10 protein-coding genes and 1 tRNA gene are annotated in these 14,269 nt (G+C 46.8%); 8 read left to right on the forward strand and 3 right to left on the reverse strand.

The window, feature by feature from the left end:
• Positions 1–365: 365 nt before the first annotated feature.
• Positions 366–439: transfer RNA gene (locus tag FW767_RS10930), tRNA-Pro, on the reverse strand.
• A gap of 248 nt (positions 440–687) precedes the next feature.
• Between FW767_RS10930 and gyrB the strand changes: the two genes are divergently transcribed.
• The 3 genes from gyrB to folB all read left to right on the forward strand — a co-directional run bounded on the left by gyrB (position 688) and on the right by folB (position 5,904).
• Complete coding sequence (gyrB, locus tag FW767_RS10935) at positions 688–2,619, forward strand: DNA topoisomerase (ATP-hydrolyzing) subunit B (RefSeq protein WP_121700088.1); 1,932 nt, start codon at positions 688–690, stop codon at positions 2,617–2,619.
• 43 nt (positions 2,620–2,662) lie between these two features.
• Positions 2,663–4,927 (forward strand): ribonuclease R, encoded by a 2,265-nt coding sequence (gene rnr / locus FW767_RS10940; protein WP_121700087.1) that lies wholly within the window; start codon positions 2,663–2,665, stop codon positions 4,925–4,927.
• Between the two features lie 629 nt (positions 4,928–5,556).
• Entirely contained in the window at positions 5,557–5,904 is a 348-nt protein-coding gene (gene folB, locus FW767_RS10945) for a dihydroneopterin aldolase (protein ID WP_121700086.1), read from the forward strand.
• On the opposite strand, the gene FW767_RS10950 is transcribed toward folB, so the two are convergent.
• Entirely contained in the window at positions 5,905–6,084 is a 180-nt protein-coding gene (locus FW767_RS10950; protein ID WP_121700085.1) for a DUF4250 domain-containing protein, read from the reverse strand.
• Positions 6,085–6,182: 98 nt separating this feature from the next.
• Here FW767_RS10950 and metG point away from each other — a divergent pair, with 98 nt between their 5' ends.
• From metG to FW767_RS10975, 5 genes are all read left to right on the forward strand, one after another.
• Positions 6,183–8,225, forward strand: coding sequence for a methionine--tRNA ligase (metG, locus tag FW767_RS10955; RefSeq protein ID WP_121700084.1), 2,043 nt, complete (start codon positions 6,183–6,185; stop codon positions 8,223–8,225).
• A gap of 54 nt (positions 8,226–8,279) precedes the next feature.
• A complete protein-coding gene (locus FW767_RS10960) occupies positions 8,280–9,320 on the forward strand; it encodes an asparaginase (protein WP_121700083.1) in 1,041 nt (346 codons plus the stop codon).
• A gap of 184 nt (positions 9,321–9,504) precedes the next feature.
• Positions 9,505–9,777 (forward strand): HU family DNA-binding protein, encoded by a 273-nt coding sequence (locus FW767_RS10965; protein WP_121700082.1) that lies wholly within the window; start codon positions 9,505–9,507, stop codon positions 9,775–9,777.
• Between the two features lie 288 nt (positions 9,778–10,065).
• Complete coding sequence (locus FW767_RS10970; protein ID WP_121700091.1) at positions 10,066–11,688, forward strand: Rne/Rng family ribonuclease; 1,623 nt, start codon at positions 10,066–10,068, stop codon at positions 11,686–11,688.
• 420 nt (positions 11,689–12,108) lie between these two features.
• Positions 12,109–13,665: a hypothetical protein gene (locus tag FW767_RS10975; RefSeq protein WP_147438808.1), complete on the forward strand. Its 1,557-nt coding sequence runs from the start codon at positions 12,109–12,111 to the stop codon at positions 13,663–13,665.
• 66 nt (positions 13,666–13,731) lie between these two features.
• Here FW767_RS10975 and FW767_RS10980 read toward each other — a convergent pair whose 3' ends face one another.
• Entirely contained in the window at positions 13,732–14,250 is a 519-nt protein-coding gene (locus tag FW767_RS10980; RefSeq protein ID WP_121700079.1) for a ferritin, read from the reverse strand.
• Positions 14,251–14,269 lie beyond the last annotated feature (19 nt).

Genomic DNA, 14,269 nt, shown 5'->3' on the forward strand with positions numbered 1-14,269 from the left:
CGTTCTCAAATGAGAGGCGTTCGCGACCGAGATTTCTTTATCTTCCGACTTGTCAAACTATACGCCTGAATTTTTAACATTATCCTCGATGCATTTTAACATATGCACCGGTATTTCGGCTTGAGCCTAAAAAAAATGAAAGTTTGTGTTTTTTAGGATATGTTTTGCAACATAAGTTTCAAGGCTGACAAGCGTTTAGGTTTCTCCAACAATATCAAGAACAACGACCATTACTGTGTGATAATGTCGCACGACCGGTTCGAAAAGATACTATGCGCCACCTTTTTTGCACACCCGCAATGGCAGGAGCACTGAGGCGAGGTGAAATGAAAAAAGCCGAGTCAAGACTCGGCTTTTGCTTTTAGTCGGGGTGACTAGACTCGAACTAGCGACCTCACGCCCCCCAGACGCGTACTCTAACCAACTGAGCTACACCCCGATTTTGGAAAAGCGATGCAAAGTTAAGCTCTATTTGTTGAATATGCAACTGTTGAGAGGTTAAATTTACTGTTGTTTGCAAAATTTAACAAAATGTCGTTTCGCAGTATCATGTAATTTGGACATTATAAAATGTTGTGTATGACGGAAAAATTTAGTAATTTTGTTTGCCCGAATATGGGTGTCGCCTAAAGCTGTTTATTCTGCTTGGGAAAGATAAATGAGTAAGAAAAATCTACAAGAATAATTATGTCAGAACAAAGAGAAGAGTACAGTGCAAGTAACATTCAGGTGCTCGAAGGTCTTGAGGCGGTGCGCAAGCGTCCTGCCATGTATATAGGTGATATTAGTGTAAAAGGGTTGCATCATCTTGTCTATGAGGTAGTCGATAACTCTATCGACGAGGCTCTTGCCGGTTATGCCACACACATCGAAGTCACCATAAACGAAGACAACTCAATAACCGTGGTCGATAACGGTCGCGGTATTCCGGTCGATATGCACGAGAAGGAGCATAAAAGTGCTCTTGAAGTCGTTTTGACAGTATTGCATGCCGGAGGTAAGTTTGACAAAGGCTCTTATAAAGTATCCGGCGGTCTGCATGGTGTGGGTGTGAGTTGTGTGAATGCTTTATCGACTTACTTGCGCGCTGAGATACGCCGCGACGGTAAGACTTATATGCAGGAGTACTCATGCGGTAAACCTACAACCGATCTTACCGTGATAGGAGAAAGCTCTACTACCGGAACGAGCATAACGTTCAGGCCTGATGACAGTATATTTACCGTTACCGTATATGACTATGCCACATTGGCCAATCGTCTGCGTGACCTCGCTTATCTTAACGCCGGCATAACTCTTACGCTTACCGACCGACGTCAGGTGTCGGAGAGCGGTGAGTACCGCCGTGAGGTGTTTTACAGCGAGACCGGTCTGGAAGAATTTGTACAATATATCGACTCCAACAAAGAGTCGCTCATAAGCGATGTCATCCATCTGAACACCGAGCGTCAGGGCATACCTGTGGAAGTGGCTCTCACTTATAATACCACTTACAACGAAAACGTATATTCGTTTGTAAACAATATAAACACTATTGAGGGCGGTACTCATCTGACCGGTTTCCGCCGCGGTCTTACCTCTACGCTTAAGAAGTATGCCGAGGACAGCAAGATGCTTGAAAAGGTCAAGATTGATATTGCCAGCGACGATTTCCGCGAGGGTCTTACCGCCGTGGTGTCGGTAAAGGTCATGGAGCCTCAGTTTGAGGGCCAGACAAAGACTAAGCTCGGTAATAATGAGGTGATAGGCGCGGTGCAGACTGCCGTAAGCGATGCGTTGCGCATGTATCTCGAAGAACACCCGCGTCAGGCAAAGTTGATTGTTGACAAGGTCATACTTGCGGCTACTGCCCGTCATGCCGCTTACAATGCCCGTAAGAACGTGCAGCGTAAGTCGCCCTTATGCGGCGGAGGACTTCCCGGTAAACTTGCCGACTGCTCGTCGCGTACGGCCGAGGACTGCGAACTGTTTATCGTCGAGGGTGACTCGGCAGGCGGTACCGCGAAGCAGGGCCGTGACCGTACTTATCAGGCCATTCTGCCTCTTCGCGGAAAGATACTTAACGTGGAGAAGGCTATGGATCATAAGGTCTTTGACAACGAGGAAATAACCAACCTGTTCCGTGCCATGCGTGTTACTATCGGTACGGCCGACGACTCCAAGGAGCTTAACCTTGATAAGCTGGCCTATCACAAGATAATTATCATGACCGATGCCGATGTCGACGGAAGCCACATTGCCACGTTGCTCATGACTTTCTTCTTCCGGCGTATGCGCCCCATAATCGAGAACGGATATCTTTATCTTGCTACTCCGCCGTTGTATAAATGCACACGAGGAAAGGCCGAGGAATACTGCTGGACCGACGCGCAGGTGCAGGCTTTTATCGCCAAAAACGGCGACAAGACCAAGGTGATGCGTTATAAAGGTCTCGGTGAGATGAGTGCTCAGGAACTCCGCGACACCACCATGTCGAAAGAGCATCGTCTGCTAAAGCAGGTCACTATAAACGATGCCACTGAAGCCGACCGCATATTTTCCATGCTTATGGGCGAGGATGTGGCTCCGCGTCGTGATTTTATCGAGGAGAACGCCAACTATGCCAACATTGACGCATAGCTTGATGTTAATAATTGCATAACAGCATAACACATATACCATTATGGCGACAACACCTAAAAAGAACCGACGATCGGCTACTTTTGAGCTGTATTCTCTAATCGAGGATTACATTAACGCTCAGGGCAACAAGACCTTTAATTATAAGCAGGTATCGCATGCTATCGGGGCCGATAGTCCGCAGACTCTGAAGGCTGTCGCCATGCGTCTTGCCGAACTCGAATATGACGGCGAGATAATTCAGGTGTCGCCCGGAAAGTACAAGGCTCCGAGCCGCGGAACTGTGGCGCTGGGTGTGTTTACACGCCGCAGCAACGGTAAAAACAGTGTCATTCTCGACGGCGACGACGAGGCCATATTCGTGGCCGAACGCAACTCCATGCATGCGCTCAACGGAGATAAGGTGAAGGTGCTTGTGGCTGCCCGTCGAAAGGGTGTAGAACCGGAATGCAAGGTGGTGGAGATACTTGAGCCTAACGAACAGGTATTTATCGGTACGCTGACTGTTGACAAGCACTTCGCCACGTTGTCGACCGACTCGAAGTTTCTTGCAACCGACATATTCATACCCCGCGGCAAGCTTCACGGGGGCAAGACCGGCGATAAGGCGGTAGTGGTGATCACCGATTGGCCTGAGGATGCCAAGAATCCCCATGGAGAGGTCATCGATATACTTGGAAAGAATGGTGAGAATAATGCCGAGATGCATGCCATACTTGCCGAATTCGGACTACCTTACCGTTATCCTGAGTCGGTGGAGAAAGCCGCTGATAAAATAGGGGCAGGTATTACTCCCGAAGAGATAGCACGCCGCCGTGACATGCGTGACGTGACTACATTCACCATCGACCCGCGCGATGCCAAAGACTTTGACGATGCCTTGTCGTTGCGGCGTCTGCCTAACGGCCATTGGGAGGCAGGGGTGCACATAGCCGATGTCACGCATTACGTGACCCCTGACACTATAATAGAGAAGGAAGCCCGGAAGCGGGCTACGTCGGTCTACCTTGTCGACCGTGTGGTTCCGATGCTTCCGGAACATCTCAGCAACGGTATCTGTTCGTTGCGTCCTGACGAAGAGAAACTGACTTTCTCGTGCGTTTTCGAGATGGATGATGACGCCAACGTGGTTAACCACGAGATATGCCGCACGGTGACTAAGTCCAACCGCAGGTTCACTTACGAAGAGGCTCAGGAGATAATAGAGACCGGCACAGGCGATTATGCCGAGGAGATACTGACCCTTGACAGACTCGCCAAGACACTTCGTCGACGCAGATATGAACACGGTTCAGTCGAATTTGACCGAGAGGAAGTACGTTTTGAAATCGATGAGACTGGCCATCCGATAAGCGTGTTCTTTAAAGAATCCAAGGACTCCAACAAGCTGATAGAGGAGTTTATGCTTCTTGCCAACCGCACGGTGGCGCAATATGTGGGTTGCCCCAACGGTCGTAAGAAGCCCAAAGCGTTTGTATACCGTATACACGACCAGCCCGATGTGACCAAACTTGAGGATCTGTCCAAGATAGCGCGCACGTTTGGATATAAGATAAAAACCAAAGGATCGGCAAAAGAGATAAATCTGTCCATAAACAAGATGCTTGCCGATGTAAAAGGCAAAGGTGAGGAGAATCTACTTTCGGTACTCGCCATACGCTCCATGGCCAAGGCCATATACTCGACCGACAATATAGGCCATTATGGACTTGGATTTGACTACTACACACACTTTACCTCACCCATACGACGATATCCCGACATGATGGTGCACAGGTTGCTCGAGCGTTATCTTGCCGGAGGCCGCAGCGTCAATCATGACAAACTTGAGGAGCTGTGCAAGCACTCGAGTTCAATGGAGCAGCTTGCTGCCGGCGCCGAACGCGCATCTATAAAATACAAGCAGGTCGAGTATCTTGCCGACAGACTCGGCGAGTTGTATGACGGAGTCATTTCCGGAGTTACCGAGTGGGGACTATATGTCGAACTTGATGAGAACAAGTGTGAGGGGCTTGTGCCAATAAGGGATCTCGCCGATGATTATTATGACTTTGACGAGCGCAATTACGCACTTGTAGGACGACGCTCCAAGACACGCTACACTCTTGGCGACCGAGTGCGTATACAGGTTGCCAGAGCCAATGTCGAGCGTAAGATGGTTGACTTTGCTCTTGTTGACGACAAAGGTCGTCCTGTAGGGGTGGATGCGGATCAGGAGGCGACTGTGAAGGAAGTCCTTTCCGGTAAGTCCAAAGGCAAAAAATCACGTAAATCATTGCGCCAGCCGAGATGCCGTAGGCGTAAGTAATGATGTCATACCTTATCAAAAGGGTGGATATTTATGCAATGATGCATTTATATTCACCCTTTTTAACATAAGTGCGGGCTTTTGTTAGGCGGTTGATTATTAGATGTATGTGAAAAATTATATGTTAAATAACATAGTTTTATTGCATGTTTTGGGCTTTTTCTTCTAACTTTGCACCATGTTCAAGTGTATATAATAACGAAGACTCGATAAATCGACAGTCTTTTATTATTAATTAAAACTGTATAGTCATGAACAAGATGATGAAGTTTTTTAAAGAGGGAGTTAATTCCTACATGCGTAACATGAGTGACCATCAGTTATTCCGTATCACCGGTGATTGCACTCCGATGTATGACAGTGAAGATTGAGCTCCCCGGGAGATGAAAGTGATGCCCGTAATTGTGAAATTACCGGGCCGATTTAACAGAAATTGTTTTAGGTGTTTAATTAAAAAAATTAGAAGTTATGAAAAAGATGTTGAAAAAAGTGCTTACATGGTATTTTGAGGCTGCAGCCGAGATGTATCGTTAGTAGCCAAAGAGGAAATAAGTAGCAAATTTTTAGAGAATCGTGAATATATCACGATTTTTTTTGTGCCTTGACTCAGGGGTGTTTATATTTGTGGCATGAAAACGACTATTGAGATAACCCGGTTACGGCTTCATGCCTTTCACGGAGTGCTTGAACAAGAACGCAGAGTTGGTAATGATTTCGAGGTGTCGGTAACTGTCGGTTATCCTGTCGTTATTGGCAGTGACGAGTTATCGGCCACGCTTAATTATGCTGAACTGATAGACGTTGTGAAAAAAGTTATGGCCGAGCCTTCGGCTCTGCTTGAACATGTGGCATATCGTATAAGCGAAGCTGTGACGTCGCGTTGGCCGCTTATCGATGGCGGCATGGTGAGAGTCGCCAAACTCACACCTCCGGTTAGCTCCGAGGTCGCCGAAGTTGCCGTCACGCTTAACTGGTGATTACCAGAATTTGTTGGCGCAGCTGTTGTATTCCCAACCGTTTTCTCGTAATTTGGCTTCGAGCAGTCCGCGTTCTATGTTCATGTCGTCGCACAGCGAGTCGAGCGATGCATAACGGTCACGCAGCAACATGTTTATGTAGCTGAACAGTATTGCTGGGTCTTTAGGCAGATTTTCCATGAGATAAATAAATTTTGCCGCAAAATTACTCTTTTTTCATTTATAAAGAGTAATTTTGTATTGTAAAACAATTGATTATCTCACATTACAGATATAATATGGAAAAGAAGTACAAGCGTACACTTATCACTACGGCTCTTCCTTATGCCAATGGCCCTGTGCACATAGGGCACTTGGCCGGAGTATATGTTCCGGCTGACATCTACGCACGTTATCTGCGGTTGCGCGGCGATGACGTGATTATGATAGGAGGTAGCGACGAACATGGGGTTCCTATTACCATAAAGGCTCGTCGAGAGGGGGTTACGCCTCAGGATATCGTGGACCGCTACCACAATATTATAAAGGATTCTTTCAAAGAACTCGGGGTGTCGTTTGATATATACTCACGTACCACCTCCGATACCCACAATGCCACTGCATCGGAGTTTTTCAGACGACTTTATGACAAAGGCGAATTTGTAGAGAAAACATCAATGCAGCTTTATGACGAAGAGGCCGCGCAATTTCTTGCCGACCGATATGTCACAGGCAAGTGTCCACATTGCGGCAACGAGAATGCATACGGCGACCAGTGTGAGGTGTGCGGCACCTCTCTCAGTCCCGACGAACTGATAGATCCCAGAAGTACCATTACAGGCAGCAAGCCTGTGCTTAAGGAGACTAAGCACTGGTATCTTCCGCTTGACAAGTGGGAACCAGCGTTGCGCAAGTGGATACTTGAGGGTCACAAGGAGTGGCGCCCAAATGTGTACGGACAGTGCAAGTCTTGGCTTGACCTCGGACTGCAGCCGCGTGCTGTGAGCCGCGATCTCGACTGGGGCATACCTGTGCCTGTCGAGGGTGCCGACGGCAAGGTCCTTTACGTTTGGTTTGATGCCCCTATCGGTTACATCTCAAACACTAAGGAGCTTTTGCCTGATACTTGGCAGACCTATTGGAAAGATCCGGAGACTCGTATGATACATTTTATCGGCAAGGACAACATCGTATTTCACTGCATAGTGTTCCCGTCGATGCTCATGGCTTACGGCGATGGCTTTCAATTGCCTGACAACGTGCCTGCCAATGAATTCCTGAATCTTGAGGGCGACAAAATTTCCACATCACGTAATTGGGCCGTGTGGCTTCATGAATATCTCGTGGATTTCCCCGGCAAGCAGGATGTATTGCGTTACGTCCTTACCGCCAATGCGCCCGAAACCAAGGACAATGACTTTACATGGCGCGATTTTCAGGCACGCAACAACAGCGAACTTGTAGCCATACTCGGCAATTTTGTCAACAGAGCGGTGGTACTTACCCACAAGTATTTCAACGGCACTGTGCCTGCGAAGGGTGCGATGCAGGAGGTAGACCGTAACGTATTTACCGAACTCGCCGAAATTAAGAACTCGCTTAGTGACAATCTTGATAATTTTCATTTCCGTGATGCTCTAAAAGACGCCATGAACATAGCGCGTCTCGGCAATAAATATCTTCAGGAGACCGAGCCGTGGAAAGTCGCTAAGGCCGACATGGACCGTACGGCCACCATACTTAATGTAGCTGTTCAGCTATGTGCCAATATAGCTGTGGCTTTCGAACCATTCCTGCCTTTCATGAGCGGACAGCTCGTGAAGATGCTCGGCATGGCCTCTATCGATTGGGATATGCTCGGCACCGACGATATTATTGCGGCGGGTTCTGCTATAGGACAGCCCGAATTGTTGTTTGAAAAGATAGAGGATGATGTCATAGAGGCTCAGGTGAAACGTCTCGAGGATATAAAACGTCAGAATCAGCTTGATAACTGGAAGGTGGCTCCGCAGGCCGAAAATGTTGATTTCGATACGTTCAAGAAGTGCGATATAAGAGTGGGCACTGTCATTGAATGTGTAAAGGTGCCCAAGGCTGACAAGTTGCTGAAGTTTCTCATCGATGACGGTATGGCCAAGCGCACTATCGTGTCGGGTATAGCAAAATATTATAATCCGGAAGACCTTATAGGCAAGCAGGTGTGCTTTATTGCCAATTTCGAACCCCGCAAATTGCGCGGTATATTGTCGGAAGGTATGATTTTGTCTGCTGAGAATCCCGACGGCTCTCTTGTGGTGATAGGGCCTACGGCTCCTGTGCGTCCCGGTGCTCAGGTTATGTAGTGTGTATGCTCATCAATTATTATAGACAACAACCGATAATCGACTAAAGATACAATGAAAAGTGTGAGAAAGCCGCACATACTCATAATCTATACGGGAGGGACCATAGGGATGATTGAAAATCCCGAGACCCACACGTTGCAGCCGTTTGACTTCACTCATCTTATCGATAACGTGCCTAAGATAAAGATGCTCGATTACAAGATTGAAAACATACAGTTCAATCCGCCTATCGACTCGTCAGACATGAATCCTCGTTACTGGATGGATATAGCGCATGCGATCGAGAATAACTACGACCATTTCGACGGTTTCGTGGTGCTCCACGGGACCGATACAATGGCCTACACCGCATCGGCATTGTCGTTTATGTTTGAGAACCTACATAAACCGGTTATCATTACGGGTTCGCAACTGCCTATCGGTGAGGTACGTACCGATGGGGAAGAAAATCTCATTACGGCCTTGCAGATAGCGGCGGCCACTGACATCAACGATGCCCCTATGGTACAGGAGGTAGCCATACTTTTCGAGAACTATCTATGGCGCGGCAACCGTTCGACCAAGATGAGCGCCGATAACTTCAACGCCTTCAAAAGCAATAACTATCCGCCTTTGGCTAAGATAGGGCTCGGTATACATTTTAGCGAGGACGCCCTTATGCGCGCTGTTATCAAGCGTCCACTCAAGGTGCGTTATGAGCTTGATACAAACGTTATGTTTCTCGATCTGAATCCCGGTATATCTGAAGAGATACTGCGCCATCAACTCGGTACTCCCGGCATAAAGGGCATAGTATTGAAGACATTCGGCGCCGGAAATGCACCTACCGCGCAGTGGTTTACCGATGCCATACGTGAGGCTGTCGACCGGGGTATAGTGATTGTGAACGTAACACAGTGTGTCAATGGTGGAGTGCATACCAAACGTTATGTGTCGGGCGACCGGCTTGCAGCTACCGGAGTGATATCAGGTCATGACATGACCTCCGAAGCTGCCATTACAAAGATGATGTATCTCTTCGGACTGGGCCTTGAAGCGGCCGAGGTGAGAAAATATCTTGAGTGCTCACTTTGTGGCGAAGTGACACTATAATCACTTTTCATCGACCTAAAAGTGTGGATTTGAGATTTTTATTATTAAAAATATAAAGCGGTATTGTAGCTATTTGAAAAAAAAGTGCGATATTTGCACTTGCAAAAAACGCTAAAACCGTGATTTGTTATTTAACTGACTGCAAATCATAATATTATTATCATAATAAATAAAAATATAAAAAATGACAAAAGCCGACATCGTAAACGAGATCGCAAAGACTACAGGCATTGAAAAAGCCAACGTTCTTGAAACGATTGAAAAGTTTATGGAAATAGTAAAGGATTCTTTGGCTCACGGAGAAAACGTTTACCTCCGCGGATTTGGTAGCTTCATCGTGAAGACCCGTTCAGAGAAGACCGCACGCAACATTTCCAAGAATACTACTATCATCATCCCCGAACACAAGATACCCGCTTTCAAGCCCGCAAAAGTGTTCATGGAAGAGGTTAAGTAATCTGCTTGTCGCAATACTGAACCGAAAGAGATTTTTTAACAATAATATTAACTTCAAATTAGCGTAAAATGCCCAGCGGAAAGAAAAGAAAGGGCCACAAGATGGCTACTCACAAGCGCAAAAAACGCCTAAGAAAGAATCGTCATAAGAAGAAATAATCAGCGTTGACACGCTTTTTAACATGACGTTTAATTGTATACATGAGAACAAACATGACATGGCGGCAATCGTGTGTTTCGATCGTAGGTCACGTTTGTTCTCTGCGTATATTTGTAAATGAACCGAGAGATGAAAAGTGAACTAATTGTAGATGTACAACCCACCGAGGTATCTATTGCCTTGACGGAGGATTCCCGGCTCGTGTCTTTGCAGAAAGAGTCGAGAAATATCTCCTATGCCGTGGGCGACATTTATCTGGCCAAGGTTAAAAAACTGATGCCCGGCCTTAATGCCGCTTTTGTCGACGTAGGCTACGAAAAGGACGCTTTTCTTCATTATCTCGATCTTGGCTCCCAATTCTCCTCATATTTTCAGTTTGTAAAGCAAGCGCTCGAAGACACGAAAAAGGTGCCGGTGCTATCAAAAATGAAGCTATTGCCCGACATCAACAAGCACGGTTCTGTTACCGACTTGCTTGAGAAAGACATGACCCTGATGGTGCAGATCGCAAAAGAGCCCATATCTTCCAAAGGCCCGCGACTGACTACCGAGATTACTTTTACCGGGCGTTTCCTTGTACTGATACCCTTCTCCGACAAAATTTCCGTATCACAGAAAATCAAGACTACCGAAGAGAAACTCCGACTGAGGCAGCTTGTAGAAAGCATACGCCCTAAAAACTTTGGAGTTATAGTCAGGACATCAGCCGAAGGCAAGCGTGTGGCCGAGTTGAACCATGAATTAAAAACGCTTCTGAAATGTTGGGATGATACTGTGCAAAAAGCTCAGCATGCAGACGTGCCTTCGCTTATTTTTGAGGAGGAGAGCCGTATCGTAAGCATGTTGCGCGATGTGTTCAGCCCTTCTTTTGAGAGCATACATGTCAACGATGTCGAGACATTCAGCCAGATATCGAAGTATGTCGACCTGATAGCTCCGGAACGTCACGATATCGTAAAGCTGTATGCCAAGGATGAGCCTATATTTGACCACTTCAGCATTACGAAGCAGATAAAGTCGTCATTTGGCAAGACTGTATCTTTCAAATCAGGCGCATATATTATCATAGAACATACCGAGGCGCTTCATGTGATTGATGTAAATTCAGGAAATCGTTCCAAGGCCTCCAATGATCAGGAAAGCAATGCCCTTGAGGTTAATCTGCGTGCGGCTGACGAGATAGCGCGGCAATTGCGTCTGCGTGACATGGGTGGTATAATAGTGGTCGATTTTATTGACATGAACAAGTCGGAACATCGTCAGGCACTCTATGACCATATGAAAGAGGTGATGGCCAATGACCGTGCGAGGCATAATATATTGCCGCTGAGCAAATTCGGCCTTATGCAGATTACCCGTCAGCGTGTGCGTCCGGCTCTTGATGTGGTTACAGCCGAGAAGTGTCCGTCCTGTTACGGCAAGGGTGACGTACAGCCTTCGTTGCTTTTTACCGACGTGCTTAAAGAAAAGCTTGAATACCTTATAAATGACCTTAAGGTAACCGGTTTTATAATGTATGTGCATCCGTTTGTTGACGCCTATCTTAAGAAAGGCCTTATATCGCTTTACCGCAGGTGGAAGATTGAACTTGGTGGAAAATTCCAGATATTGCCTGACCAGTCGCTTGCCTATCTGCAATACAAGGTGATTGATAACAAAAAGAACGAAATAGATCTTGCCGAAGAAAAAGATCTTGAAACCTCTTCGACAAAGTCAAAATCAAAAGCCAAGAACAGAAATAATGAAGAATAGGGTCCGTGACCCCGTTTTGAACTTATATTACTACCGGGCGTTTCCGCAATGACGGAGCGCCCGGTTTTCTTTGACAGTTTCAGTTGTGTGTCTTGTCTGAATACATGTGAATACTATGTTCTTGATGCCATAGGGCCGCTTGTCGTAAGGCTGTGGTATCTTTATTATGGTATATATCGTCTGATGACGTGGATGCGCTTATCGTAAACGGATTTTTGACAATCACTACTATAAAAAAGAGAAGTTTGATAGAGCTTAACAGTCGACGTTTCATCATATTATATGATTGGTATATATATTTGCAAATATAAAATATAGCAGCTGATCTAATATGATTTTTCAATAGATGATTCGATAGATTAATGTATACATGGTTATATATTCTTTGTGGTCATGTCGTATCTTTGTGAGAAAATTCATATGATGAAATCGTTAACGTTGATTTTTGCAATAATGCTTTTGGGGTCGGTCGCTTGTTCTGACAAAACGGAAGTGCGGACGGTCGATGAGTTGTCATTGCACAAGAGATCTTATATTCTGTTCAATGACGGGGCTCCGATAGATACCTGTATTGCCATGCAAAGACGTGCGGTAGACGAAGTGCGTGCTGGTACATCTGATGAGGATCCGGTTGATGTGCTGTCGCAACTGGGCTTTTTCTACACCCGGGCCGGAGATTACCGTAATGGATTCGAACTGCTTCAGGAGGCTGCCGATTACCGTCTTGCTCACGGCGAATCGAAGGGTACTGGCGATATAAAACTGTATGGAAACCTGTCGAACCTCTACTGCCGTTTTGACATGCTTGACGAAAGTTTTAAAATGAGCGATGCCGCTATTGCAGCAAGTCTTAAAAACAACGGTCGCCTGCTCAACGACCTGTATCGCATGAGGGCCATGTTGCATAATAAGACCGGAGAGGATGACTCGGTTTTTCATTATTATGAACTTGCGCTCGATGCGTTGAAGGATAAAGACGATGAAAGCTACAAGAACATGCTTGCTGTAGGCATAAATTCCGATAAAGGAGGATGGCTTATTGAGCATTACGACCGTTATCCCGATTCGCTTGACCGAGCTGTCGGATATGTCGAGAAAGCCATAGCTACCGGTGGCCGCGATATGACAATGGAGCGCTTTATGCTCGGACTCGGTTATGTGAGGCAGTCGCGGGTTGACGAAGGGATAAAACTTATGGAACGTTCTTTGTCTGAGTTTGAGGAAAGCTGCGATGACGAGTCGGTGGCGTGGGCTACTCAATGGCTTATGACCGTATATTCCGAAACCGGCAGAATAAACGAGCTTGCCCGGATGTATCCCCGGTATCGTGAGGTCAATGATACTATCCTCAATCGGGAAAAGCTGAATGCACTTATCGCCTCTGATGTGAAGTGGCGTGCAGAGCAGAAGGAGGAGGAAAACCGTATGCTTAATATCGAGCTGTCGTCGGCTCGGCAGCGACTGTTTATGGTGCGTATAATAATTGTGCTGGTAGTGTTGTTGTTTGGCGCGGCCGCTCTTTATGTAAGACAGCGGTCCAAGAGCGCACGCAACAAGCGTATGGTCATGCAGCAGCGCATGGAGGAGCTTATGCTCACACAAAAGCAACTCAACGGACGTATCGAGGCGCTGAGTGAAGAATTGTTGAATGCCGCCCACCGAGAGGTTGTGGGCAATGTCAGCCGTCTGCTCGTGCCGTCGGTACTGAGCGGAGAGGATGAGTTGAAATTTCGCAAGTCGTTTGCCGCGTTGTATCCTCGTTTTCTTCTCGGACTGCGTCATGACTATCCCTCGCTCACTCCTAATGACGAACTTGTATGTATGCTTATATATCTCAAACAGAGCACCGATGAGATATCGCTTTGTCTCGGCATATCGCGAGCGAGCGTCAACTCGGCGCGTTATCGTATACGCACCAAGATGGCGCTTTCAAAAGAGACCGATCTTGACGAGTTCCTGACTTCGCGCGGAGCATAGATATGCATATCGATAAATAAAAAGCCCGGCATTGAACCGGGCTCTTTACAGTTGTATGGTTGGCGTTTAGTTCTCGGAAAGGGGTGCGGGAGCGTTGTATACTCTTGAGGCGAGTTCTTGGTCAAGCATATAGAGGCCCATGCCGTTGTCGCCGATTAGTTTGAACTTGTCGATGAGCTGACGTGCGCTGTCTTCCTCCTCAACCTGCTCCTTGATGAACCAGTTGAGTTTGTCGCATGTAGGATAGTCTTTTTCGGCTTCTGCAAGAGCGTAAAGATTGTTTATGAGTGCCGTTACTTTCTCTTCATGGGCAAGCGTGGCTGTAAACGCGTCAAGCGGTGTCTCCCATTCCGAAGGCACGGCCTCGATCGGGTGAAGCATTACGCGTCCTCCGCGTGCGTTGATATAGTTCATGAATATCTGTGCATGAGCCTGTTCTTCCTGAAATTGGATGCGAAACCAGTTGGCGATGCCCGGTTTGCCCTGAGCCTCGAAATTGCATGCCATTGACAGATACAGATATGCCGACCAGAATTCGGCATTGATCTGTGCATTAATGGCGTCTTCTACTTTATTGTTCAACATGAGATGTCAATTTTAGTTG

Source organism: Heminiphilus faecis (genome assembly GCF_008728965.1).
GTDB classification, from domain to species: domain Bacteria; phylum Bacteroidota; class Bacteroidia; order Bacteroidales; family Muribaculaceae; genus Muribaculum; species Muribaculum faecis.